The following is a 24,765-nucleotide window of genomic DNA, read 5'->3' as shown; positions in this document are numbered from 1 at the left end:
CAAGAAATAAAATCCGTATTTTTGCTCTTCAAAATTGAGTATGCGAAATTCACCAAAAAGGTTTACCATAACGGCAGCTTTACCTTATACCAACGGCCCTGTACATATTGGACATTTAGCAGGCGTATATGTTCCTGCAGATATTTATTCACGTTTTCAAAGAATCCAAGGCAACGATGTTGCTTTTGTTTGTGGAAGTGATGAACATGGAGTACCTATTACGCTAAAAGCTAAAAAAGAAGGAATCACACCGCAACAAGTGGTGGATAAATACCATGCCATTATCAAACAATCGTTTCAGGATTTTGGAATTACCTTCGATAACTATTCTCGAACTTCTGCAAAAATACATCACGATACGGCTTCCGAATTCTTTAAGAAATTATACGAAGACGGTAAGTTTATCGAACAAACAACAGAGCAATTCTACGATAAAGAAGCGAATCAGTTTTTAGCAGATCGTTTTATTGTGGGTACTTGTCCAAAATGTGGATTTGAAGAAAGTTATGGAGACCAATGTGAAAGTTGTGGAACTTCACATAATGCTACCGATTTAATCAACCCTAAATCTTCTATTACTGGAAACACGCCTTCTTTAAAAGAAACAAAACACTGGTTTTTACCTTTAGATCAATACGAACCATGGTTAAAAGAATGGATTGTAAAAGGACATAAAAAAGATTGGAAAGCCAACGTTTATGGGCAATGCAAGTCTTGGATAGACGATGGATTACGACCTAGAGCCGTAACTAGAGATTTAGATTGGGGAATTCCTGTACCAATTGATGGTGCCGATGGAAAAGTATTGTATGTTTGGTTTGACGCGCCTATTGGTTATATTTCTGCTACAAAAGAATGGGCTGAAAGAGAAGGAAAAGATTGGGAGCCTTATTGGAAAGATCAGGATACCAAAATGCTTCATTTTATTGGAAAGGATAATATTGTTTTTCACTGTATTATATTTCCAAGTATGTTAAAAGCTGAAGGAACTTATATTTTACCTGATAATGTACCTGCTAATGAATTTTTAAACTTGGAAGGAAATAAAATTTCAACCAGTAAAAATTGGGCTGTTTGGTTGCATGAATATTTAGAAGAATTTCCAAATCAACAAGATGTGTTGCGCTATGTATTAACTGCAAATGCACCTGAAACTAAAGACAATGATTTTACTTGGAGTGATTTCCAAGCTAGGAATAACAACGAGTTGGTGGCCATCTTCGGAAACTTTATCAACCGTGTGGTAGTATTAACTAATAAATTTTATGACGGTGTGGTGCCTGAACCTTCAACATTATCAGAAGAAGATGTTAAAACCTTAGCCGAATTGAAACTATACCCTTCAGTTATTGAAAGTTCTATTGAGCGATATCGATTTAGAGAAGCGCAGGCAGAATTAATGAAAGTAGCTCGTTTAGGGAATAAATATTTAGCCGACGAAGAACCTTGGAAGACTATAAAAACAGATGAAGAAAGAACGAAAACCGTTATGTATCTTTCATTACAAATTGCTTCTGTTTTAGCTGTTTTAAGTGAGCCATTCTTGCCCTTTACTTCTAAAAAATTAAGAAAGATTTTAGATGTCACCCCGAGCGCAGTCGAGGGGTCTCTACAATGGAATGATGTTTCTACTAAAGATATCATTTTACCTCCGGGACATACCATTGGAAAAGGAGAGTTATTATTCAGTAAAATAGAGGATACACAAATTACAGCGCAATTGGCAAAATTAGAACAAAGTAAAAAAGAGAATGAAGCTGCAAATCGTGTAGTTGATGCTCAAAAAGACACTTGCTCCTTTGATGATTTTACAAAATTAGACCTGCGTGTTGGAACTATTATTGAAGCTAAAAAGATGGCAAAAACTAAAAAGTTATTGGTCTTAAAGGTGGATACTGGAATCGATGTGCGAACCATTGTTTCAGGAATTGCTGAAAGTTTTTCTGCGGAAGAAGTTATTGGTAAAAAAGTAACAGTTTTAGTGAATCTTGCTCCACGTGCCTTAAGAGGAGTTGACAGTGAAGGAATGATTTTAATGACGGAAACTCCTGACGGCAAATTAGTGTTTGTAAATCCAGACACTTCGACTTCGCTCAGTACAAGTGAAGATGGTGTTAATAATGGTATGACAATAAACTAATGCTTTCGCCTTTAAACTATGTAATTTCTAAAACCCAGCTTCCTGAAAGCAGTATAAAAAATACAATCGCCTTATTAAATGAGGATTGTACAATTCCATTTATTGCGCGCTATAGAAAAGAACGTACTGGCAATTTAGATGAAGTTCAGATTGAACAAATTGTAACTTTTAAAGAACAATTTGAGGCCTTAGAGAAAAGAAAAAAAGCTATTATTAAAGCACTTCAAGAACAAGAAGTACTTACTGATGATCTTCAGGAAAAAATTAATAAAACAGACAGTTTAATTAGCCTTGAAGACCTCTACTTACCTTTTAAAAAGAAACGCAAAACTAAAGCTGAAACAGCACGTAATAATGGCTTAGAGCCCTTAGCAAAAATTATTATGAGTCAGAATGCTCGTGATATCAATCCAATTGCAGAAAAATATACTTCTAATGAAATTTCAACTTTTGAAGATGCTTTAGAAGGTGCTCGTTTTATTATTGCTGAATGGATCAATGAACGAAGCGATATTCGTACTAATATTCGATATCAATTAGAACGATTTGCAACCATTAATACAAAAGTTGTAAAAACAAAAGAACAAGAGGAGAAAGCACAAAAGTTTAAAGATTATTTTGCTTGGAGTGAATCTTTACAACGGTGTCCATCTCATCGATTGCTCGCAATTTTAAGAGCCCAAGAAGAAGGATTTATACGTGTTAAAATTGAAATCGATGATGAAAAAGCGCTTTCAAAAATAGAAGAGCGAATCATTCGTTCACAAAACGATTGTAGTCAACAAATCGAATTAGCAATTAAAGATGCCTATAAACGCCTTTTATTTCCATCTCTTTCTAATGAAATTTTAGGGCTTGTTAAGGAAAAAGCAGATGAAATAGCGATTCAAGTGTTTGCTAAAAATTTAAAACAATTATTATTAGGTTCCCCTTTGGGTGAAAAAAAAATACTAGCAATTGACCCCGGATTTAAATCGGGTTGTAAAGTCGTCTGTTTAGATGCGCAAGGAAATTTAAAATATAACGAAACCATTTATCCTCATCCACCTAAGAATGATAGTAATGGTGCTATGAAAAAAATTAGTTCCTTGGTAGATGCGCACAAAATTGATGCAATTGCCATAGGAAATGGTACCGCATCTCGAGAAACTGAACAGCTTATAAGAAGAATTTATTTTAAAAATGACATTCAAGTTTTTGTAGTAAGTGAAGCTGGAGCTTCTATTTATTCTGCTTCAAAAATTGCAAGAGAAGAATTTCCTAATTACGATATAACAGTTAGAGGGGCAGTTTCTATCGGAAGAAGATTAGCAGACCCTTTGGCAGAGTTAGTGAAAATTGACGCTAAATCAATTGGTGTTGGACAATACCAACATGATGTTGATCAAACCAAATTAAAGAAATCATTAGATCGAGTAGTTTCAAATTGCGTGAATTCGGTGGGAGTAAATATAAATACTGCAAGTGCATCTTTGCTTGGTTATGTTTCTGGTTTAGGTCCAAAATTAGCTGAAAGCATTGTTGATTATAAAAAAGAACACGGTGCTTTTACTTCTCGTTCTGAAATCAAAAAAGTTCCTCGATTAGGCGCAAAAGCATTTGAACAAGGGGCAGGATTTCTTCGGATTAAAAATGCTAAAAACCCATTAGATGATTCTTCTGTTCATCCTGAAAGTTATGCAATTGTTTCAAAAATTGCCAAAGATGAAAATAAAACTGTTTCAGAATTAATAGGCGATAAAGCATTGCTTCAAAAAATAGACTTAGGCAACTATATTTCAGAAAAAATAGGCTTACCAACCCTTCAGGATATTTTAAAAGAATTAGAAAAACCAGGACTTGACATTCGTTCAGAAGCAAAAGTCTTTACTTTCAATCAAAATATAAAAACCATCAATGATCTTAGAGAAGGTCAACTACTACCAGGAATTGTAAATAACATTACCAATTTTGGATGTTTTGTCGATGTTGGAATTAAAGAAAGTGGTTTAATCCATGTTTCAAACCTAGCGGATGCTTTTGTAAAAGATGTAAGTGAACATGTCCATTTACACGAACAAATCATTGTAAAAGTGTTGGAAATAGATATTCCTAGAAAGCGAATTCAACTGAAACTTCATAAATAATTACAAAAATTCTACTACTTTTGTCTTTTAAATTATTCTTTTACTTTTAACCTTATAATTAGTATAGCATGCAACTGTACAATACCCTAAGCGCGAAAGAGAGAGCAGCCTTATTAGAAGAAGCGGGACAAGACCGCTTAACGCTTTCTTTTTATCAATATGCCAAGATTGGCAATCCAGAACTTTTTAGAAACCATTTATTTGTAGCGTGGGATGCCCTTGAAGTCTTGGGACGTATTTACGTAGCTAATGAAGGAATCAATGCGCAATTGTCTTTGCCTGCCCAAAAATTCAATGATTTTAAAGACTTTTTAGATGGTATCTATTTCTTAGAAAATTGCCGTTTGAACATTGCTGTAGAGCAAGACTTAAAATCGTTTTTAAAACTAAAAGTAAAAGTGCGTCACAAGATCGTGGCCGATGGCTTGAACGACGACACCTTTGATGTAACCAATAAAGGGGTTCATGTAGATGCTTCAACGTTTAACGACTTAATAGAAGATCCAGATACAGTCTTGGTAGATATGCGTAATCACTATGAGAGTGAAATTGGGCACTTTAAAAATGCCATTACACCCGATGTTGATACGTTTAGAGATTCTTTAGATATTATTGAAGAAGATTTAAAAGATAACAAAGAAGACAAGAAATTAGTGATGTATTGTACGGGAGGAATACGTTGTGAAAAAGCGAGTGCCTATTACAAACACAAAGGGTTTAAAAATGTGTTTCAATTAGAGGGCGGTATTATTGAGTATACCCGTCAAGTAAATAATCAAGGATTAGAAAATAAATTTTTAGGTAAAAATTTTGTTTTTGATCACAGGCGCAGCGAACGCATCAGTGATGATGTGATTTCCAATTGTCACCAATGTGGAGCCTCTTGTGATATGCATATAAACTGTGCCAATGAGGGCTGTCATTTACTCTTTATTCAATGCGAAGTTTGTTCCGAAAAAATGGAATTTACCTGCAGCAAAGGATGTTATGAAATTATTCAATTGCCGTTCGAAGAACAAAAAGCATTGCGAAAAGGAACGCACGCCAGTAATAAAATTTTTAAAAAAGGTAGATCTTCAAAATTAGCCTTTAAGAAATAAATTTGTACACTGTTAAGAGAACGCTAAAGCAAATACACGTTGGAAAGTTTAATTTTCGTTATGTTTGTAAAGATATAACGAAAAACAAAAATGATTACAGTAGAAGAAGCCATTTTAGCTGTTAAAAATACGTGTAAACCATTACATAAATCTGAATCTTTACATTTAAAAAACGCGGTAGGATCTATTCTTTCTGTAGATGTCTTCTCTCCTATTTACATGCCTCCATTTAGACAATCTGCTATGGATGGATATGCATTGAGTTTACATGACTCTAACAACTATATTTTAATCGATGAGGTAAAAGCTGGTGACAGTCATCAACCCATTTTAAAAAAAGGGGATGCTATTAGAATATTTACAGGAGCTCCAGTTCCCGAGACTGCAAATGCAGTTATCATGCAAGAAAGAGTTTCATTAAATGATAAAAGGATTTCTATTGAAGGACTCGTAAAAGAAAAAGACAATATTAGGCCTTTAGGCGAACAAGTAAAAAAAGGAGAGATTGCTTTAAAAAAGAATACAAAATTAAGCCCTGCTGCTGTTGGATACTTATATTCTTTAGGAATCACTAATGTATCAGTATTTAAAAAACCTTCTATTGCATTAATTACTACAGGCAATGAGCTCATTGAACCAGGGCAAAGTCTTGGTCCTGGAAAAATTTATGAAAGTAATTCGGGGATGATTCAGAGTGCTCTCGAAAAACTTGGAGTACATAATATACAGGTCTATAAAATTAAAGATAACTACACTACGACTTTAGAAACTTTAAAAAAAGCGATCAACACAAATGATTTGGTTATAATTACGGGTGGAATATCCGTGGGTGATTATGATTTTGTTGGAAGAGCTCTTCATGAATTACAAGTGGATGAAATTTTTTATAAAGTGAAACAAAAACCTGGAAAACCATTGTTTTTTGGAAAAAAAGAGGATTCTTTAATTTTTGCATTACCGGGGAATCCAGCGGCTGCTTTGTCTTGTTTCTATGTATATGTGTATACGGCATTACAAATTATTGAAAACAATCCTTCTATTAGTTTGCCTAGAATCAGTGCAAAATCACAAACTACTTTTAGTAAAAAAGGAGATCGATCACAGTTTTTAAAAGCAATTTATTACCAAGGAAATGTTACCATTTTAGAAGGGCAAAGCTCTGCAATGCTTCAAACATTTGCGCTCTCAAATGCCTTAGTTTATCTTCCTTCAAATCATTCAGAAATTAAATTGAATGAAGAAGTTGAGGTCATATTATTACCCTTTTAATACACTAAATATGGATTACAAAATAAAAAGTAGAATCTGGATCGAAACTAAAAACAATGTGTTACTAGGGGAAGGACGTGTTCAATTATTAAAAGCCATTGAAGAAACTGGTTCGCTTTCAAAAGCTGCTAAAACAATAAAAATTTCTTATAAAAAAGCGTGGAATTTAATTGATTCAGTAAATAAATCTGCTAAGAAACCCGTAACGATTAATAGCATTGGCGGTAAAGGTGGCGGAGGAGCAGAATTAACTCCTTATGGTAAATCTTTGGTAACTGCTTTTGATGAAATTAATAAAAACTGTTGGGCTTTTTTAGATCAACAATTAGAGTCTATTAAAAAATTATAGCATGGTTTTAGGCAATGAACATATCTATATTTTCCTCATGATACTCCCTATCGTGTCTTTTTTATATGCAAGTGTGGGACATGGAGGAGCTAGTGGATATTTAGCTTTAATGGCTGTTTTTTCATTTGCTCCAGGCATCATGAAACCTACTGCTTTATTACTGAACTTGTTTGTGGCTGCTATTTCTTTTTATTATTTCTATAAAGAAGGGTATTTTAATAAACGATTATTCTTGTATTTCGCAATCACCTCAATTCCTTTAGCCTTTATTGGTGGCACTATTGAAGTTGATGCAACTATCTATAAAAAAATCTTAGCGGTATTGTTACTTTTTGCCACTTTAAAGATGTTAAATGTCTTCGGAAAAGAAAGCGTTACCATTAAAAATGTAAAACTCTGGCAGGGATTATTAGTCGGTGGAGCTATTGGCTTCTTTTCTGGTCTAATTGGTATTGGGGGTGGCATTATTTTAAGTCCTATTATTTTATTACTGCATTGGGGAAATATGAAAGAAGCCGCTGCAGTTTCAGCTCTATTTATTTGGGTCAATTCAGCATCTGGCCTAGTAGGTCAACTAAGTAGTGGTGTTTCAATAGAATTAGAGTCTTTTTTATTAGTGGCTATCGCTTTGATTGGCGGCGTATTTGGAGGTTATTTTGGGAGTAAAAAAATCAATAATCAGAAACTTAGATATGTATTGTCTTTTGTATTATTAATCGCTTGTGTAAAACTATTTTATACCTAAATGAATACATCAAAAAACATAACAGGGATTATTCTCGCAGGTGGAAAAAGTTCTCGAATGGGAACCGACAAGGGGTTTTTAAAGCTTAACGGAAAACTTTTTATTGAACATATTATTGCGGCACTAACTCCATTTGTTTCAGAAATAATTATTGTTTCAAATCATCCAGAGTATGATAATTTTAAGCTGAAAAGAGTGCCTGATTTTGTTGAAAATGCTGGTCCATTGGCTGGTGTGTATTCAGGCTTATTAGCTTCTAAAACAGAAAATAATTTAGTGTTGAGTTGTGACATTCCTTTAATTAATTCTGAAATTTTAGCTGAATTAGTAAGGCAAATAGATGATGTTTCAGAAATTATTCAAATTGAAAGTAATGGCAAGACAATGCCACTAATTTCAGTATACAATAAAAGTTGTAAAACAGTATTCAGTTCATTGTTAAATCAAGGGGAAAGAAGATTGCGGTTTGCTGTAAATCAATGCAAAGTGAAAAATATAATATTAAAAAAAGAACAAGAAAAGTGGGTAAGTAACATTAATACTCCAGAACAATTAAAAGAAATTAGAAATGAACATACCTATTAAATACTTTGGTCTCATTGCTGAAATAACCCAGTGTGAAAATGAAACTATAGATTTTTCTGAAGCTTCTCTGAAGGAGCTTTTGTCTCATTTATATTTAAAATACCCAAAACTAAAAGATCAAGAATTTCAGGTGGCTCAAGATCAAGAGTTAATTTCAAGTGAAACAAAATTAACAGGTAAAGAACTAGCATTACTGCCTCCTTTTGCAGGAGGTTGATTTATGGAACGATATAACAGACATATAATCCTTTCAGAGATTGGTCAAAAAGGCCAAGAGAAGTTGAATCAAGCTAAGGTTTTAGTGATTGGAGCGGGTGGCCTAGGATGTCCCGCTTTACAATATCTAACCGCTGCAGGAATTGGAACGATAGGAATTATAGATTTCGATATTGTCTCTAAATCGAACCTTCAGCGACAAGTATTATTTGGAACATCCTCTTTAGGAAAGAATAAAGCCATTGCTGCTAAACAGCGTTTAGAAGATTTAAATGATGCAATACGTATCAAAGCATATCCAGAAAAATTAACAGCTCAAAATGCCATTTCATTATTTTCTGAACATGATATTATCGTTGACGGAACTGATAACTTTGAGGCTCGTTATTTAATAAATGATGCTTCAATAATATCTAATAAACCTTTAGTTTTTGGAGGAATCTATAAGTTTGAAGGACACCTGTCTGTTTTCAATTATAACAAGGGTCCTAGTTATCGTTGTTTGTTTCCAAACCCTCCTAAAGCAGGTTCGGCACCTAATTGCTCAGAAGTTGGGGTTTTAGGGGTTTTACCAGGTATAATTGGGAGCATGCAAGCAAATGAAGTGATTAAAATAATCTTAGGGATTGGTCAAAACCTTTCTGGAAAGCTCTTATGTTATAATGCATTGAATTTGCAAACTTCAATCATTAAAATTAAAAAATCTGAAAACGAAATAAACAAAGTGCTTGAGAAATCAAACAATTTTCAACAACAAAACCAACCCTCAATACACTGTGAACCTATGTCAATATTTGTATCAATACAGGACGTTTATCAACAAGAAAATATTCAATATATCGATGTGCGTGAAGTGTATGAGCTGCCAGAAGTCGAGGAGCTATCATTAACTTCTATTCCTTTAGGTGACTTGCAAAACCAATTAAGCAAATTAGATCCTGAAAAGAAAAAAGTATTTTTTTGTCAAGCTGGAGTGCGAAGTAAACATGCCGTATTATTATTACAACAACTCAATATTGAAAACTGTTTTAGCCTAATTGAAGGTGCTTCAAGTATAAATAGTTTCATTACTCAACATAAAAATAATTAACAGATGACAGATAAAAAACCAAAAAATGTATTTAGAGAAGGAGCTATTTCTTCAGAATTTATAGGAGCATCCATTGCAAAACACCAAACTAAAACAAGTATTGGGGCGCATAATATTTTTTTAGGACAAGTACGTGCTGATGTTATCAATTCGAAAGAAGTTATCGCTATAGAGTACACAGCCTATGAAGATATGGCAAATGCAAAATTTCATGAAATTAGAGAAGCGGCTTTTCAACAGTTCGAACTTACTTGCATGCATATTTACCATAGTATTGGTACCGTAAAAACGGGTGAAATTTGTTTGTTTGTATTTGTTTCCTCCCCGCATCGAGCAATAGTTTTTAAAGCCTTAGAGTTTATTGTAGAAAAAATAAAAGCACAGGTACCTGTATTTGGAAAAGAAATTTTTGAAGACGAAACCCATCAATGGAAATGTAACAAATAATGTTTAATTGTTTAATTGTAAATAACTATGTCATATAAATTTTCATTTGAAAAATTAAATGTTTGGATTGACTCAAAAGAGCTTATAAAAATGATTTATAAGCTTACTTATAAGTTTCCAGATGAAGAAAAATTTGGTTTAACCTGTCAGCTAAGAAGAGCCTCAGTATCTGTAGCTTCAAATCTAGCTGAGGGAACATCAAGAAAAACTAATAAAGACAAAGCTCACTTTACAACAATAGCTTTTAGTTCACTAATGGAGGTTTTAAGTCAAGTTATAATTGCCAAGGAATTAAATTTTGTAGAAGAAAATGATTATCAGATTTTATGAACTGAAATCGAAAAGATTTCGAATAAGTTAAATGCTTTAAGAAACTCACAATTAAACAAATAAACGAATCAACAATCTAATGGTAGACATCACACATAAAAGTACCACGCTGCGAACTGCAATTGCCCAAGCCGTTGTAAAAGTTAGTAAACCAGAAACCATTACCGCTATCAAAAACAGAACAGTCCCAAAAGGAGATGTGTTTTCTATGAGCAAAGCAGCTGGATTATTAGGGGTAAAAAGAACACCCGATATTTTACCTGATTGCCATCCCTTACCAATTGAATTTACTAGTGTTGAATATGAAATAAATGGTTTAGAGATTACGGTTTTGTTTACGGTTAAAACGATTTATAAAACAGGAGTTGAAGTGGAAGCCATGCATGGTGCAAGTGTAGTGGCATTAAACATGTATGACATGTTAAAGCCTATAGATAAAGGAATAGAAATTCATCATATAAAACTGCTTCAGAAGAAAGGGGGCAAATCAGATTTTAAAGATCGTTTCAGAAAAGATTTAAAAGCAGCTGTTATCGTTTGTTCAGATACTATTTCAGCAGGACAAAAAGAAGACAAAGCAGGAAAAGCTATTATTAAAAAGTTAGAAGAGTGTGGCGTTGCAATTTCAGAATATATCATTATTCCTGATGAACAAGAAATTATACAGTCTAAAGCGAAGCATTTTCAAGAACAAGGACTAGATCTAATTATTTATACGGGTGGAACAGGGCTTTCTGGAAGGGATGTTACGCCAGAAGCTTTAATTCCTCTGTTGGATAGAAGAATTCCTGGAATTGAAGAGGCCATTCGAAATTACGGACAAGAAAGAACTCCATACTCAATGTTGTCGAGAAGTGTGGCAGGAACAATAAAAGACACTTTAGTTTTAGCTTTACCGGGTTCAACCAATGGAGCTAAAGAGTCTATGGATGCTGTATTTCCATCGGTATTACATGTTTTTAGAATATTAAAAGGCGCAAGACACGATTCATGAAAAAATCAAAACCCATATTACAAGACGGCTTTGGGAGAGAACATACCTATTTACGTATTTCTTTGATTGAACGCTGTAATTTACGCTGCAGTTATTGTATGCCAGAAGAGGGGGTTCAGCTTACTCCAAGAAGTCATTTAATGACGTATGAAGAAATCTACACCATAGCAAAAACATTTGTGGACCATGGTGTTACAAAAATTAGATTAACTGGGGGAGAACCTTTAATTAGAAAAGATATTCCTGTTATTCTTGAAAAATTAGCAAGCTTACCTGTTGAATTATCTATAACATCGAATGCTGTTATTATAGATAGGTTTATTGATACTTTTAGAGCCAATGGTCTCCACAATATTAATGTTAGTTTAGATTCGTTACATCGAGATAAATTTAAAGAAATTACACGAAGAGATAATTTTCAAAAAGTATATGATAATATACTTTTGTTGGTCGATGAGGGTTTCAATGTAAAATTAAATGCTGTGTTGATGAAAGGGTTTAATGATAATGAAATTATTGATTTTATTCGTTTAACTAAAGAGTTGCCAATTTCAATTCGTTTTATTGAATTTATGCCTTTTGATGGGAATAAGTGGAATATGGAAAAAATGGTTTCTTATAAGGAAGTCATGGAAAAAGTCCGTGAAGCGTTTTCAGAAAAAGAAATTATACGACTCAAAGACGCTCCGAATGATACTTCTAAAAATTATACTATTGAAGGATATAAAGGTAGTTTTGCTGTTATTAGTTCGGTGACAAATCCGTTTTGTGATTCTTGTAATCGATTAAGACTAACAGCAAATGGTCAATTAAAAAACTGTCTTTTTTCTGCATCAGAATCTGATTTACTTACCAATTTAAGAGCTGGAAAATCGATTGAACCTGTAATTAAAAAAGCAGTAGAAGCAAAACTAAAAATAAGGGGAGGAATGGATACTTTAGAAAAACTTCAAGAACCCAAATTACATGGTCAAAATAGAAGCATGATTACCATTGGTGGATAAAAAATTATGTGCAATTAAAAACTAAAGTCTTTTAAGGGAATAACGCTTTCTTTTTTTATGAAAGCATGTAGTTTATGGAGTGTTAAGGGGCACTAGACAACATGGGGTTAAAACCTTAAATCAACTATAATTAAAAAAGGTTAATCACCTTAACTATAATGATGATTATATATATCGCTATTAATTAATTAAATTTGATAAAATAAAAATATTTACAAATGAAAAAGCACCTCTCTATAATATTAATATTCCTTACAACCCTTTTAACAGCACAAGAAACAAAACATTTAACACTCGAGGATGCCGTTCTTGGACGCTATAAAGGATTGTATCCTGCACAAAAATCTTTTCAGTGGGTTTCTAACTCAGATAGGTATGCTTTTTCTGAAGACAATTCACTTTTTATATCTAAAGCTTTTCAAATTACGAAAGAAATAATAAGACCTGTTCTTCAATTAGAGGAGCTACAAAAAGAAACAAAAGGATTGAAGCGTTTGCCAAATTTTTCTTCTATTACAAATGAAGAAGTGACTTTTAATCATCAAAATGAAATTGTTATTTATAACTATACTAATAATTATATTACAAGAACTATTTCATACCCAGCTGAAGCAGAAAACAACGATTACAATGAAAAAGCTAGCGCTGTAGCATATACCCTTGATAATAATCTATATCTAGCAAATACAAAGAATCAGAAAATTGCAATTACCAAGTCAAAAGATAAAAACATAGTTTCTGGTCAGGCGATTGCCCGTTCTGAATTTGGAATTACACACGGTATTTTTTGGAGTCCAAATGGCAGCCATATTGCCTTTTATCAGAAAGATGAAAGAAATGTAACTGACTATCCTTTGGTCGATGTTAATACAACACCCGCTTCGCTAAATAATATTAAATATCCTATGAATGGAATGAGGTCTGAAATTCCAAAAGTAGGAGTCTATAGTTTGGCAAAAAACAAAGTTGTGTATCTAAAAATAAACACGTCAGATGAGCATTATTTAACTAATTTATCTTGGTCTCCTGACGAGAAATATGTATTTCTTGCTGAAATTAATAGAGATCAAAATCATATGTCATTTAACATGTATGATATTGCTTCAGGACAAAAAGTAAAAACATTATTTGAAGAAAAAAATGATAAATGGGTGGAGCCAGAACATACTGCGGTTTTTATTCCGAACAGTACGACAGAGTTTTTATGGCTAAGTGAACGCGATGGATTTAGAAACATTTACGTATATGATATTAACAATGGATTTATAAAACAACTAACTAATTATAGTTGGGTAATTAAAGGAATCGCAGGCTTTGATTCAAAAAACAAAAACGTAATAATTTCTGGAACTGGTGATGACCCTAGAGAAAACAGGGCATTTAAGGTAAATTTAAAGAATGGGAAAACACAAGGCTTAACAACTGAAGCGGGTAGGCACGGCATCAAATTAAGCCCAAATGGAAATTATATAATCGATTCTTATTCAAACATAAATACTCCAAGAATAGTGAAGGTAAAAGCTATTCAAAAAAAGGAAGAAAGAGTTGTATTCACTGCAGATAATCCTATCAAAGATTTTCAACTAGGGACTACTGAATTTGTGAATTTAAAAACAAAAAATGGTGTAAATTTATATGGACGAATAATAAAGCCAGCAAATTTTGATGCTTCAAAAAAATATCCTGTATTAATTTATGTCTATGGAGGCCCTCACGCACAAATGGTAACCAATTCGTGGATGGCTGGTTCTAATCTTTGGATGCAATGGATGGCTGCTGAACAAGATTATGTGATTTTTACACTTGATAATCGTGGATCAGCATCTAGAGGTTTTGCTTTTGAAAGTGTAATACATAGACAGGTAGGTGAAGCTGAAATGGAAGACCAATTAACGGGTGTAAATTATTTAAAGTCACTTCCTTTTGTTGATGGAAAAAGATTGGCAGTACATGGGTGGAGTTATGGTGGTTTTATGACAAACTTATTGATGTTGCGTCATCCAGGAGTGTTTACTACTGCAGTTGCAGGAGGTCCTGTTACAGATTGGAAATGGTACGAAGTTATGTATGGAGAGCGCTATATGGATCGTTGGCAAGAAAATGAAGCTGGTTTTGATAAATCACGCGTGCATAATTATGTGGAAAATTTAGATGGAAAACTATTAGAAATCATTGGTAGTGTAGATCCGGTAGTTGTACCTCAACACACCATGACCTTATTAGATGCGTTTGTTAAGAATAAAAAACAAGTTGATTTTTTAAGTTATCCTATGCACCCTCACAATGTAAGGGGCATTGACCGGGCTCATTTAATGAAAAAGGTGTTGGATTATGTGATTTTAAATAATAATTAAAACAACAGCCAGAAGTAAAAAAATTTCAAATTAAATTTTTTTTGTCTCGTTTTAAAACTTCATTTGAAGTGTCATATAGAAATTTCTATTAGCTGAAGGAATAATTCCAGGTCCAGGATAACCAGTAGCACGTCTAGTGAAATAATAGTTATCTAAAACATTATTAATACCTGCTTCTAATTTGAATTTTTTATAGGTATAAGAAAGTGAAATATCCAAAACATCATAAGCAGGGATTTCACCAATCACACCACTTAAGTTGCCTTCCACAGCATTAGTAGCATCTGTAAACTGTTGTGATAAGTACGTGTATTGAAAATTAGATAAAAAGTTTTTGTAGCCAAACTTTAGTCCTGTTTTAAAATTTAAATTAGGAACGAATTCAACTTTTTTTCCTTCTACACCATTTTCTTCAGATGCCGTGTATTTAGAGTCTATTATAGATGTATTTATAAAATAGTTAAAACTATAATCATTGTCTTTAATAAGTAATTTATTCAAATTCAAATCAATCAATGATTCCAAACCATACATAACAGCATCGCCGACATTACCACGAACAGTTTTCACACTCCCGTCAGGAAATGCTTGCTGCACAAAACCAATTCTGTTTTTATAAAATAACCCAAAAACATCAACATCATAAGAAATTATATTTTTATAGTTTCCTCTTAGACCAAGGTCTGTAGTAAAACCTTTTTCATCGCTAATGGTTGGGCTTATTGAAAAAGCAGGATTGATAATACTTATATCTGAAAAGGTAACTGATCGATAATTTTGAGAGATATTCCCGTAAATTTCTATAGCTGCAGATGGCTTATAACCTATTCCTAAACCAAGAAGTACAAACGAACGCTCCCTTACCTCACTATTATCTATAGTTTCGTTTAAAATAACGTTTCCCGCTGCATCCGTATTTATGTTTTTATAAAAACCGTTACTTTCGGTTTTTATATATTCAAAACGAAATCCAGGAGTAATGGATAGTTTATCATTTAAATATAAAATATTTTCTCCAAATACCGCGATGTTTATATTTGGATAGGTATAGTTAGATTGATTTCCGTAGTTAGGATAGTCTTCCAATTGAAAATCAAAGTTTGAATCTGTCCCTCCAGTCCCAGGCCCTTGCTGTCCAGTATTATCTGCTTTGTAATATTTAGAACCTAATAAAACTGTAGATTTTTTATTAAAAATTTCATATTTATTTAGAATTCTTGCTTCAAAACCAAAATTATTAAAATCCCCTTTTATAAGATCTCTTTCTTGTAAGGGGTCTATTTGATCAACTCTATTAGTTCTAAAGCCAAGTGCATATCTTGAAGCATTTAAACCAAAAGCACTAAACGTAAAGTTGGTGTTCTCTGAGAACTTATGTGCAAACTTTAAATTATACAACAACCAATCTACTTGAAACCAGTTTCTCGCTCGATTACTCTGAAAAGGATTAGCGTTAAACATTTGATCACTTAATCCGCCAGCTTGTTGCGCTAAATAATTCAAATAGGTAATTTCTCCGCTAATTTTAGTGTCTTTTTTAATTTGATAGCCAATGTGAGCGTAAACATTTTTTGATTCAAACTCAGAATTGGACCTAAACCCATCTCCCTTTTTATAATTAAAAAATGAATAATAACTCCATTTTTTCTTTGTTCCGCTAATACTTGTAAAATTGGTATATAGGCGGTTACTACCAAGGGTATTTCTCGTAATAAACTCAAAAGGTTTATTTGGATTTGGCAATTTTATTATAAAGTTAACTAGACCACCGAACTGTGTCCCGTGTTGTAAAGATGCGGCACCCCTAATTATTTGTATTTCTTTTAAGGATTCTGCAGCAGGTGAGTAATAGCTTTCCGGATAACCTAATACGTCTGCGCTAATATCGTATCCGTTTTGGCGAGTATTAAAATTTGCTGTTCTGTTCGGGTCTAGGCCTCGCCCACCAATATTTAACTGCAATCCCGCATCATCGTTTTGGTAAATATTTAAACCCGCAACTTGGCTATAAATTTGTCTTGCATTATTAGAAGCTAAATTAGCCATGGACTGATCCACCAAAACCACTTCGGTTTTTTTTCCAGCATAAATAGCAGTTCCTTCAACATCTTTTAATCGTTTTAATTCAAAAGTTTTTGCCTTACGTATCTTTATTTCTACCTCAGAAAGTTCTTCCGCCAGTACTTCTAGTGTTTGGCTAATGATGGTGTCTTTAGAAATAGTTATCGTTTGTTCTGCAACCTTATAGCTATAGGAAAAAAAAACAAGTGTCATTTTTTTCTTGTAGGTTGTAAATTCAAAGTAGCCTTCAGGATTTGTGGCTGTTAATATGCCAGATGTTTTACTAAATATTTCAATATTATTAATAGGTAAGTTTGTTCCAGCAAGATTTACGATCCCTGAGACTTTATTTTGTGCCATTAAATTTATGGACAACAATAAACATATTACGGTTAATATATTAAAATCCTTTAATTTCATCTTTAAATGGTAAAATCCACTTTTTTGGGTTCAACGTTTCTTTTTGTTGGTACAAATCTATATTATTTTTGATAAAGGGTTGACTCAAACGACCATTTAAAGCTACATAGCTTTCAACAAATACTTGTATGTTTTTATGACCTTCACTTTTGAAGTGATCTCCTAAAAAGTGAGCATATTCTAAAATAAAATCAGGTTGAAAGCTCATTTGTTTTTCTTGTAGAGGTGTTAAAAAATCTTGGTTATCTACGTAAAAGAAATCACCCGTTTTACTATTTGTAATTTTAAAATTAGCATAGCCCATTTTTTCCATAAGCATAACGCGCCACGAAAAACGATAGCCTTCCTCTGTCCAAAATAATTCATTTGGATATAAAGCATATCTAAAAGGAAAAAATAATTGGAAAATAAAAAATAAGGAAAGCACTATAGTTGTTATTTTTCGATGTTTAAAGTTATAAATTTCTTTAACTACAATTTCTTGCTTTAATTTAAAAAGATGCTTTATTATACCTTTTAAAAATGAAATAATTTTTTGGTGAAATCCAGCTTCAAAAAAGATTAGAGAACTTACAATCATAACATATGGAAACATGCCAATCGGGAATAAAACTCCGGTAAAAACATGAAAAAAGACAACCAAACCAAAAGCAAACCATCTTGTCTTTCTATAAAATAATAAAAAAGGTATTGCTAAATCATAAAGCATTCCAGACCAACTCATGGCATAATGAAACCAATTTTGTTGCATTAATGTTTCTCCTATAAAAGGTAAATCATACTTAGAAGGAAGCCATATCTTTAGAGGCATTGCTTTAAATAGCCAGTCGGAATTTATTTTAGATAAACCAGCATAAACATAAACGATGGATACCAATAATTTAATAGTATCAATAGACCATTTTGGAACTAAACGATATGATTTTTTATTAAGATATGAATCTATCGAGAAAGAAACATTTACAGGTAAAAAAATCAAGAGAAAACTCAAGATACTTATAAAGTAATAATGGTTTAAGTACATGGTTTTATCCATTAACTCGATATAAGTGAAGCTTAAAAAAAAAGTAATTATGGCCACTCTGTACTTAAATCCTAAAGCAACAAAGAGTGCAGATAAACCACAGATAAAAAACAATAAATACGTTACGTTTCCTAAAGGCTTTACCCATTCAAAACCATAATAAGTAAAGTGAAATTCAGGGAGTATATATACGGTTTCAATCCAACCTTTAGACCAAAATCTAATAATACTATAAAGCATCATTAATCCAAAACCAATCCGAAAAATGATTAGAGGTGACGCATTATTTTTTTTATCTAAATATGTTTTTAAATTAAACATCACAGTACAAAAAAGTTGTTTTTTAGATGAGCATCCTTAGCTTTTATATTTTTATATGAACATCAATCATTTAAAAGATACTTTTAATTCATCTTGGTATTGTATTCTAGCTAAAGTGGCCCATTGGATGAGTCTTTCTTGGTCTTCTTTAGAAAGTTTCCCGTGTATCCACGTATAAGAATCTAATGGCATTTCACCTTCTTCTAATTCTTCAACTAGTTCTTCTAATTTATGATCTTTCTTTTTTATAGAATACGTTTGCCAGGCAGACATATTAAAATCTCCTTTACCCTCTTTTACATGATCTGCTAACCAATAAGATATCGGTGCAATTTCAGCATACCAAGGATATTTTGTTGAATCTGAATGGCAATCAAAACAATTTTGTTTTAAAATAATTAACACATTATCAGATGGCTTTGTATCATTTTTAAAAGCTGTAATTCCTTCTAATCCTCCGTTGTTTTTATTGGGACGTATAAATTGCATTGCAAATAACACAACTAATAATAACAACCATATGTATTTTAGTGTTTTCTTCATGTTTAATCACCATCAGCATCTACATAATCTACACTAATATTAAAGGCTTGGAGCATATCAACTTTTAACAAAACAACTACCGTTTGTAAAGCATCGTAAGCATTAGTCATTTTTGTATTATCTTCATTTATTTGCATAGAGAAATCATCATCAAGAAGGTTTATTTTTTCTCGTGCTAGATCTAATTTGTCGTTTATTAAAGTAACTAAATCAGAATTATTTAGATAAATTAAATAATCACTAAAACTACTATCTAGAGAGTTAGTGTTGTAGGACTTACCATTGAATAAATTTTGTACTGCATTTAGCGCCTCTAAGGCTAAAGTTTTAGAAGATTCTTTATTGTATAATGCTTCTACCTTATTTGGCAGTGGAGTTGAAGAGAAGTTTCCAGCAGGGATACCAATTTTATTAGCTCTCAAACCTTTTTCATAATAATAAATATAGTCGTTCACAAACTTGTTAAATCCACTAGTAGCAGTATTGGATGTGCTATTAATAAAAATATTTCTATATGACGATGTCCAGTCATTCAAAACACTTTCAGTTAAGTTTTTCATTTGTGTTACTAGGTCCGATAGGTATGCTTTGTAATTTTCACTTTCGGGATCACTTGTATACTTTTCAATTATAGCAAGGTCTGTGTTTTCTATCCCATATAGCATATAATCTAAAGCAGGAAATCCAACCGCGTCATTGTTATTTGGATGTTCTAGGTCTGCATCTCCTGAGGCTATATTGCTTTTTATGTCGTCATCATTTGTAGGGTATATATTCATTTGAAAATTATACGAAATTTCTTCAGCCTTACCAATATTAAACATTTCAACAAATTGCCAAGATTTATAGGTGTTTAACCAAGATGTCCTTAGGGCTGATAACTTTTCTGAGTTTGGATCAGTAATAAAGTCATCTTTTGTAGAGACTAAGACTCCTAATTTTGTATTTAAATCTTGGTATGAAGGGATGATGATGTTATCTGCTATATTTGAAAGCATAGCTTCTCTATTAAAATCATCACTGTTTTCCAAACCACTTGTGTTGTCACTTTTACTACAAGAAATTACTATTATTAGTACTATTATTACTAGTGAAATATTTTTTAACATATCTGTACTCTTTTATATTTTAGAATGCTTGCAAAATTAGTAAGTAGTTACCATATAAAAAAATACATGGCAACTACTTTCTTGGTTAATTAAAAAAAACTTTAATTGTTATCATCAGCTGCTGCTTCAACAGTAAACCCAAATTCTGTAGCAATTTGATTAGACATTTGATCTAATGTTTCTGATGTTGAGTCCCAAAAGCCATTTCCTACCATCAGTTGATCTATAAAACCATCTACCTCTGACTTGTTAAAGTAAGGTGAGTCCGTATTTGGTTTACGTGTGAACTGCAAACTAAAAATAAATCCGTAACCTTCAGAAAGGTTATGAAATGCTTTTGCAGGATTATTTTCGTTTAAGTATGTTTTACCAGCTTGTAAGTAATAAACAGATCGTACCGCTATAATCAAAGATATTTTTTCTCTTAAAATACTTACTTGCTCATCACGAACGGTGTAATTTTTTCCAACTATAGCTGCTCTACCTAATTTGAAAGCATTATAAATATCTGTAGCAATGCCTGCAAAACTTGGATCAAGCTCTACTTTAGCTAAATATTTATTTAAAAAATCATCTGCCCCTAAAACCGGTACAAGATCCTGAGGGTTTTCTTCTGCCCCATATAAATAACCAAAAGCTTCATCCCATTTATGCTCCATTGTGGTATAGTCTTTACCCTCATCAAGAACATCGTTATTATTATTTTCTCTATTATCACCTTCATCCAAAACAGCTGAGCTCAAGTAACTGTTTAGTATTTGATCAGTCATTAATGAGCCTATTAGCCCCTTTGCAAAAGCCTGGTTATACTCTAAACCTTTAGCGTTAATATAGCGCGTTGATCCACCGCCATTTTCTTGTAGTTGTCCTGAATTTCCAGAGCTTGCGGTAGTTTCCCAATTTGGAAATACATCTTGAACCTGTCCTTCTAGGTAACCATCGAAATCTGCTTTTAGTGCATTTGAACTTGTAGTGTTAGAAGAAAAGTAATCAATTGATGCTGCGGTTTTACTTCTTACACTTTTACTAGAACCATTTAAATCTAATCCAGGTACATCTTCAAAGTCATTAGCACCCTCTACATGTGCAAACATAGCATCAAGTTGAGTTTGTGTTTTTGAATTATCTTTTATAGCAGAGGCTGTTTGACTTGCCATCGCTATTCTTGTTGTTTGACCGCCATAGGATACTGTATTTTCTCCACCCCTATTAAACGAATAGGTTGCTGGTGCAGTTATTGTAGAACCTACAGGGTTTACTGTATTATCGTCATCGGATGAACATGCTGCAAAGAATATTGATAAAAATGTGGCAAGACTTAATGTAATTTTTTTCATTTTTGTTTTATTTTTACTTAGACTTATTATGAATAGCGCAAAAATAGCATAGAAGTTTTAATTTCGCAAGCTTATTTAGAATAAATCTTAATAATAATTTTAAGCTAGGTTTTACCTGGGTTTTTAAACGGTTAAATAGTGTTTTAAAGGCTTCTAAAAAGCAAGAGTTCATAGTTATGTAAAAAAAATAGAGGAAGCTGTTGTAACCTAACCCTTAATAAGACTTGCTCTTTTGGTTTAAAATCAATATTTTTTTTACATCATTTCTATTAGATACCTTTTTTATCCTCATTTATCTTTATAAGGTTTAAGGTTAGCTTTTCTTCAACAGCTACTTCTTTTCCTTTTGTAATAGAGGTTTTATTATTGGTATTATTAAATTTCTTTTGTAAATTTTCTTTTTTCTGAAAAAGAACTACTAAATTTCAGAAAATGTTTTTAATGCAATCCCATTAAAATAATCAATTTTAAATATCCTTTTATGAAAACCAAAACACTAATTATTGCAGCCGCCTTATCTATGAGCTTATTGACTTCTTGTAGAGAACATAAAGAAGCAGAAAAGGAAGCTGATGTCGATGTTAAAGTCGAAAAAGTAGAAGAACAGCCCGAAATCGATACAGATGAAAAAAGACGTCTCGATAGCATTCGCCAAGTAAAAGAACACGGACACGCTCATTAAACTTCTAGGCGTTGGGTAAAATAATGAATGAAGCCTTTATTTTCAATATTGATGAACACAAGCCTTAAAAAACTAATAAACCGTTCGGTTATACTACTTTTTTGTTTAATCTCCTTGGGAGTTTATGCACATGGTGTTGATGAACAAACACAAACCTTTTTATCATTAAATAAAGGGGTTGCCTTTGGTCCTTTTCTCTATGTTGGGGCAAAACATATGATTACAGGATACGATCATTTACTCTTTTTGATAGGAGTTATTTTCTTTTTATTTAGAATCCGAGAAGTAATTATATATGTTAGTTATTTTACCCTTGGACATAGCGCTACGCTTTTGCTTGGGGTGATGGCCGATATTCAGGTAAATGCTTTTTTAATAGATGCAGTTATAGCTTTATCGATTGTTTACAAAGGGTTTGATAATCTAGGGGGGTTTAAACGGTTCTTTGGAAAACAGCCTAACACCAAGGCTGCTGTCCTCATTTTTGGGTTGTTTCACGGTTTTGGTTTAGCCACCAAATTACAAGAGTTTGAGTTTGACAAAGAAGGCCTTTTTATCAATTTATTAGGATTTAATCTGGGAGTAGAAATTGGTCAGTTTTTAGCCTTGGGTTTTGTAGTATTACTCATCGCCATTTGGAGAAGGTACGATAGCTATCTTAAATTTTCTAAAATCACCAATACTCTATTAATGGCAGCAGGATTCCTACTGCTCGGATTTCAATTAACCGGATATTTCATGTCTTAACACCTTATTATGGACACAAACAAACAGCCCCTTATGGGTAAAAAACAGCTCCTAAAATCTATCGGAATCGCCTTATTAGTTGGTATTCTAGTTCTATTAGCGGCCGTTTTTCCTGCCGAATACGGAATGGATCCCTTAGGAACAGGGAACCTTTTTGGATTCGGAAAGTTATACCAAAGCGAAGCAGCCTCCAACACCAATGAAACTGACGATACCAAAACATCTGTTCTAAATTTTAAAAAATTAAAACTTGAAAAATTAGGATCTCCAGCTAGTGTTCCTAAACCTATTGAAGCTCAAAATTCAGCACCAGAAACACAGTTCTCTCCAAAGGAAGATACTTTAAGTGTATCTATCCCGGCTGGAAAAGGGCTTGAATATAAATTTAAGATGCTTAAATATGGAAGTGTTAAGTATGAGTGGGTCACTGATCAAGGTATTGTGTATATCGATTTTCATGGAGAAGTGAAACAAGCAAATCCACCAGAAAATGTATTCTATGAAAGTTATACGCTAGCCTATTCCAACAATATGGCAGGAACTTTTACCGCTCCTTTTGAAGGAAAGCACGGCTGGTATTTTAGAAATGAAAGCAAGCAAGCTATTGTTGTAACCCTAAGGCTAAAAGGGCAATATGAGTTGTTTTAGATAAAAAAAGGCGAGCCTATGCTCGCCTTTTAATTCTATACTATTATTTTATTTACTCCCTAACATCAAAATTTCATTACACACTACTTCGGTGATATATTTTTTTTGTCCTTCTTTGTCTTCATAACTTCTAGAGGTTAGTTTTCCTTCTACAGCAACTTCTTTTCCTTTGGTTATATAGGTTTCAATAATCTCAGCTGTTTTTCCCCAGGCAACCACATTATGCCATTGCGTGTCGGTTACTTTTTCACCTTGTGCGTTTTTATAGGTTTCGTTGGTGGCAATATTAAATTTTGCTAATTTTTTTCCAGAATCTAATGTGATGATTTCTGGATCATTTCCTAAATTTCCAATTAATTGAACTTTGTTTCTTAGTGTACTCATAATTTCTATATTTTAAATTTGTCCTTAAGTTCATCTCAAGGATCTAGCGAACTGAATCTAAATCGGCCGTTTATAGGTTAACTCGATTCAACAGGGCAAACTTAGTGTGATAGAAATATTTTAGTTGGTTGTTACGTACTTACTTTCGTTTATAATTACTTGTAAGCGCTTGTAAATAAATATATCACTAACAAATAGGTGTTTACAAAACAATAATTATTTTTTCAACATTGCAATATGTGGAATTCCATCTTCTAAATAGCCCTCGCCTACTTGTTTAAAACCGTGAGATTCGTAAAAATTAGTTAGATAGACTTGTGCGGATAGTTTAATTGTGTTGGTTTGATATTTGTTTTTTATTGCTTCAATGGAAGCTTTCATAATATCATGTCCGTATTTAAATTTACGTTGAGAAATTTCTACCACTACCCTACCGATTGATGCATTTTCAAAATAATCACCAGGTGCAAAACAACGGGTATACGCAATTATTTTTCCTTCTTTTTCACCTATAATATGAAGTGCTTTTTGATCTTTTCCATCGATATCTTGGTATACACAATCTTGTTCTACTACAAAAACTTCAGAGCGAATTTGTAAGATATCGTATAGCTCATAAATATTTAATTCAGAAAAATTTTTAATTGTTATGTTCATGTGTCTATATTATTATTTTTAAAGGTCACATGCTGTTCGCTATTTATCTTTTTAGTAAATGATAAACCTTTTAGTATGCTCGT

Annotated in this window: 24 protein-coding genes; 17 read left to right on the top strand and 7 right to left on the bottom strand. The window is 32.7% G+C overall.

Annotation, left to right across the window (positions count from 1 at the left end; all coding sequences use genetic code 11):
• The first annotated feature begins 40 nt into the window (after positions 1-40).
• From metG to ABXT64_RS05600, 14 genes are all read left to right on the top strand, one after another.
• Positions 41-2,140 carry a methionine--tRNA ligase gene (metG, locus tag ABXT64_RS05665; RefSeq protein ID WP_443634637.1) on the top strand — a complete coding sequence of 700 codons (2,100 nt, stop codon included), beginning with the start codon at positions 41-43 and terminating at the stop codon, positions 2,138-2,140.
• Positions 2,140-4,266 (top strand): Tex family protein, encoded by a 2,127-nt coding sequence (locus ABXT64_RS05660; RefSeq protein WP_443634635.1) that lies wholly within the window; start codon positions 2,140-2,142, stop codon positions 4,264-4,266. The genes metG and ABXT64_RS05660 overlap by 1 nt, the downstream gene beginning before the upstream one ends.
• Before the next feature lie 68 nt (positions 4,267-4,334).
• Positions 4,335-5,366, top strand: coding sequence for an oxygen-dependent tRNA uridine(34) hydroxylase TrhO (trhO, locus tag ABXT64_RS05655; protein WP_443634633.1), 1,032 nt, complete (start codon positions 4,335-4,337; stop codon positions 5,364-5,366).
• A 90-nt stretch (positions 5,367-5,456) separates the two neighbouring features.
• Positions 5,457-6,635 carry a molybdopterin molybdotransferase MoeA gene (locus ABXT64_RS05650; RefSeq protein ID WP_443634632.1) on the top strand — a complete coding sequence of 393 codons (1,179 nt, stop codon included), beginning with the start codon at positions 5,457-5,459 and terminating at the stop codon, positions 6,633-6,635.
• A gap of 10 nt (positions 6,636-6,645) precedes the next feature.
• Positions 6,646-6,984 (top strand): winged helix-turn-helix domain-containing protein, encoded by a 339-nt coding sequence (locus ABXT64_RS05645; RefSeq protein WP_443634631.1) that lies wholly within the window; start codon positions 6,646-6,648, stop codon positions 6,982-6,984.
• Between the two features lies 1 nt (position 6,985).
• Positions 6,986-7,729, top strand: a complete 744-nt coding sequence (locus ABXT64_RS05640; RefSeq protein WP_443634629.1) for a sulfite exporter TauE/SafE family protein — start codon at positions 6,986-6,988, stop codon at positions 7,727-7,729.
• Entirely contained in the window at positions 7,730-8,314 is a 585-nt protein-coding gene (mobA, locus tag ABXT64_RS05635; protein WP_443634627.1) for a molybdenum cofactor guanylyltransferase, read from the top strand.
• Positions 8,298-8,531, top strand: a complete 234-nt coding sequence (locus tag ABXT64_RS05630; protein ID WP_443634626.1) for a MoaD/ThiS family protein — start codon at positions 8,298-8,300, stop codon at positions 8,529-8,531. Before mobA ends, ABXT64_RS05630 begins: the two co-directional genes overlap by 17 nt.
• Before the next feature lie 3 nt (positions 8,532-8,534).
• Entirely contained in the window at positions 8,535-9,620 is a 1,086-nt protein-coding gene (moeB, locus tag ABXT64_RS05625; protein ID WP_443634624.1) for a molybdopterin-synthase adenylyltransferase MoeB, read from the top strand.
• Between the two features lie 3 nt (positions 9,621-9,623).
• On the top strand, positions 9,624-10,067 hold the full coding sequence (locus ABXT64_RS05620; protein ID WP_443634622.1) for a molybdenum cofactor biosynthesis protein MoaE: 444 nt from the start codon (positions 9,624-9,626) through the stop codon (positions 10,065-10,067).
• A 27-nt stretch (positions 10,068-10,094) separates the two neighbouring features.
• A complete protein-coding gene (locus ABXT64_RS05615) occupies positions 10,095-10,397 on the top strand; it encodes a four helix bundle protein (RefSeq protein WP_443634621.1) in 303 nt (100 codons plus the stop codon).
• Positions 10,398-10,476: 79 nt separating this feature from the next.
• A complete protein-coding gene (gene moaCB, locus ABXT64_RS05610; protein ID WP_443634620.1) occupies positions 10,477-11,391 on the top strand; it encodes a bifunctional molybdenum cofactor biosynthesis protein MoaC/MoaB in 915 nt (304 codons plus the stop codon).
• Positions 11,388-12,395, top strand: coding sequence for a GTP 3',8-cyclase MoaA (moaA, locus tag ABXT64_RS05605; protein WP_443634618.1), 1,008 nt, complete (start codon positions 11,388-11,390; stop codon positions 12,393-12,395). The genes moaCB and moaA overlap by 4 nt, the downstream gene beginning before the upstream one ends.
• A gap of 218 nt (positions 12,396-12,613) precedes the next feature.
• Positions 12,614-14,749: a DPP IV N-terminal domain-containing protein gene (locus ABXT64_RS05600; RefSeq protein ID WP_443634616.1), complete on the top strand. Its 2,136-nt coding sequence runs from the start codon at positions 12,614-12,616 to the stop codon at positions 14,747-14,749.
• Between the two features lie 51 nt (positions 14,750-14,800).
• Here ABXT64_RS05600 and ABXT64_RS05595 read toward each other — a convergent pair whose 3' ends face one another.
• The 5 genes from ABXT64_RS05595 to ABXT64_RS05575 all read right to left on the bottom strand — a co-directional run bounded on the left by ABXT64_RS05595 (position 14,801) and on the right by ABXT64_RS05575 (position 21,564).
• Positions 14,801-17,230 (bottom strand): TonB-dependent receptor domain-containing protein, encoded by a 2,430-nt coding sequence (locus tag ABXT64_RS05595; RefSeq protein ID WP_443634614.1) that lies wholly within the window; start codon positions 17,228-17,230, stop codon positions 14,801-14,803.
• Positions 17,211-18,575, bottom strand: a complete 1,365-nt coding sequence (locus ABXT64_RS05590) for an HTTM domain-containing protein (protein ID WP_443634613.1) — start codon at positions 18,573-18,575, stop codon at positions 17,211-17,213. Before ABXT64_RS05590 ends, ABXT64_RS05595 begins: the two co-directional genes overlap by 20 nt.
• Positions 18,576-18,641: 66 nt before the next feature.
• A complete protein-coding gene (locus ABXT64_RS05585) occupies positions 18,642-19,118 on the bottom strand; it encodes a heme-binding domain-containing protein (RefSeq protein ID WP_443634612.1) in 477 nt (158 codons plus the stop codon).
• A 2-nt stretch (positions 19,119-19,120) separates the two neighbouring features.
• Positions 19,121-20,227: an imelysin family protein gene (locus tag ABXT64_RS05580; RefSeq protein WP_443634610.1), complete on the bottom strand. Its 1,107-nt coding sequence runs from the start codon at positions 20,225-20,227 to the stop codon at positions 19,121-19,123.
• A gap of 101 nt (positions 20,228-20,328) precedes the next feature.
• Positions 20,329-21,564 carry a DUF4856 domain-containing protein gene (locus ABXT64_RS05575; RefSeq protein ID WP_443634608.1) on the bottom strand — a complete coding sequence of 412 codons (1,236 nt, stop codon included), beginning with the start codon at positions 21,562-21,564 and terminating at the stop codon, positions 20,329-20,331.
• Positions 21,565-22,045: 481 nt separating this feature from the next.
• On the opposite strand from ABXT64_RS05575, the gene ABXT64_RS05570 reads away from it, so the two are divergent.
• Genes ABXT64_RS05570 through ABXT64_RS05560 form a run of 3 tightly spaced genes read left to right on the top strand, consistent with a single transcriptional unit; the run spans position 22,046 to position 23,641 of the window.
• Positions 22,046-22,246, top strand: coding sequence for a hypothetical protein (locus ABXT64_RS05570; protein ID WP_443634607.1), 201 nt, complete (start codon positions 22,046-22,048; stop codon positions 22,244-22,246).
• Positions 22,247-22,273: 27 nt separating this feature from the next.
• Positions 22,274-22,993, top strand: coding sequence for a HupE/UreJ family protein (locus tag ABXT64_RS05565; RefSeq protein ID WP_443634605.1), 720 nt, complete (start codon positions 22,274-22,276; stop codon positions 22,991-22,993).
• Between the two features lie 9 nt (positions 22,994-23,002).
• The gene (locus tag ABXT64_RS05560) at positions 23,003-23,641 is read left to right on the top strand and encodes a hypothetical protein (RefSeq protein WP_443634603.1); all 639 of its coding nucleotides are present in this window, start codon (positions 23,003-23,005) and stop codon (positions 23,639-23,641) included.
• A gap of 48 nt (positions 23,642-23,689) precedes the next feature.
• Here the strand turns inward: ABXT64_RS05560 and ABXT64_RS05555 are convergent, their stop codons facing one another.
• A complete protein-coding gene (locus tag ABXT64_RS05555; RefSeq protein ID WP_443634602.1) occupies positions 23,690-24,025 on the bottom strand; it encodes a single-stranded DNA-binding protein in 336 nt (111 codons plus the stop codon).
• Between the two features lie 216 nt (positions 24,026-24,241).
• Positions 24,242-24,682: a GNAT family N-acetyltransferase gene (locus tag ABXT64_RS05550; RefSeq protein ID WP_443634600.1), complete on the bottom strand. Its 441-nt coding sequence runs from the start codon at positions 24,680-24,682 to the stop codon at positions 24,242-24,244.
• Positions 24,683-24,765: the final 83 nt, after the last annotated feature.

The organism is Candidatus Marifrigoribacter sp. Uisw_064 (assembly GCF_047730175.1).
GTDB lineage: Bacteria > Bacteroidota > Bacteroidia > Flavobacteriales > Flavobacteriaceae > Marifrigoribacter.
The sequence above is the reverse complement of the archived record's forward strand: the minus strand, read 5'-3'. Positions and strand labels throughout refer to the sequence as shown.

Coding starts and splice junctions, on each gene's coding strand:
- metG (WP_443634637.1), top strand. CDS start 41: ATGCGAAATTCACCAAAAAGGTTTACCATAACGGCAGCTTTACCTTAT.
- ABXT64_RS05660 (WP_443634635.1), top strand. CDS start 2,140: ATGCTTTCGCCTTTAAACTATGTAATTTCTAAAACCCAGCTTCCTGAA.
- trhO (WP_443634633.1), top strand. CDS start 4,335: ATGCAACTGTACAATACCCTAAGCGCGAAAGAGAGAGCAGCCTTATTA.
- ABXT64_RS05650 (WP_443634632.1), top strand. CDS start 5,457: ATGATTACAGTAGAAGAAGCCATTTTAGCTGTTAAAAATACGTGTAAA.
- ABXT64_RS05645 (WP_443634631.1), top strand. CDS start 6,646: ATGGATTACAAAATAAAAAGTAGAATCTGGATCGAAACTAAAAACAAT.
- ABXT64_RS05640 (WP_443634629.1), top strand. CDS start 6,986: ATGGTTTTAGGCAATGAACATATCTATATTTTCCTCATGATACTCCCT.
- mobA (WP_443634627.1), top strand. CDS start 7,730: ATGAATACATCAAAAAACATAACAGGGATTATTCTCGCAGGTGGAAAA.
- ABXT64_RS05630 (WP_443634626.1), top strand. CDS start 8,298: ATGAACATACCTATTAAATACTTTGGTCTCATTGCTGAAATAACCCAG.
- moeB (WP_443634624.1), top strand. CDS start 8,535: ATGGAACGATATAACAGACATATAATCCTTTCAGAGATTGGTCAAAAA.
- ABXT64_RS05620 (WP_443634622.1), top strand. CDS start 9,624: ATGACAGATAAAAAACCAAAAAATGTATTTAGAGAAGGAGCTATTTCT.
- ABXT64_RS05615 (WP_443634621.1), top strand. CDS start 10,095: ATGTCATATAAATTTTCATTTGAAAAATTAAATGTTTGGATTGACTCA.
- moaCB (WP_443634620.1), top strand. CDS start 10,477: ATGGTAGACATCACACATAAAAGTACCACGCTGCGAACTGCAATTGCC.
- moaA (WP_443634618.1), top strand. CDS start 11,388: ATGAAAAAATCAAAACCCATATTACAAGACGGCTTTGGGAGAGAACAT.
- ABXT64_RS05600 (WP_443634616.1), top strand. CDS start 12,614: ATGAAAAAGCACCTCTCTATAATATTAATATTCCTTACAACCCTTTTA.
- ABXT64_RS05595 (WP_443634614.1), bottom strand. CDS start 17,230: ATGAAATTAAAGGATTTTAATATATTAACCGTAATATGTTTATTGTTG.
- ABXT64_RS05590 (WP_443634613.1), bottom strand. CDS start 18,575: ATGTTTAATTTAAAAACATATTTAGATAAAAAAAATAATGCGTCACCT.
- ABXT64_RS05585 (WP_443634612.1), bottom strand. CDS start 19,118: ATGAAGAAAACACTAAAATACATATGGTTGTTATTATTAGTTGTGTTA.
- ABXT64_RS05580 (WP_443634610.1), bottom strand. CDS start 20,227: ATGTTAAAAAATATTTCACTAGTAATAATAGTACTAATAATAGTAATT.
- ABXT64_RS05575 (WP_443634608.1), bottom strand. CDS start 21,564: ATGAAAAAAATTACATTAAGTCTTGCCACATTTTTATCAATATTCTTT.
- ABXT64_RS05570 (WP_443634607.1), top strand. CDS start 22,046: ATGAAAACCAAAACACTAATTATTGCAGCCGCCTTATCTATGAGCTTA.
- ABXT64_RS05565 (WP_443634605.1), top strand. CDS start 22,274: ATGAAGCCTTTATTTTCAATATTGATGAACACAAGCCTTAAAAAACTA.
- ABXT64_RS05560 (WP_443634603.1), top strand. CDS start 23,003: ATGGACACAAACAAACAGCCCCTTATGGGTAAAAAACAGCTCCTAAAA.
- ABXT64_RS05555 (WP_443634602.1), bottom strand. CDS start 24,025: ATGAGTACACTAAGAAACAAAGTTCAATTAATTGGAAATTTAGGAAAT.
- ABXT64_RS05550 (WP_443634600.1), bottom strand. CDS start 24,682: ATGAACATAACAATTAAAAATTTTTCTGAATTAAATATTTATGAGCTA.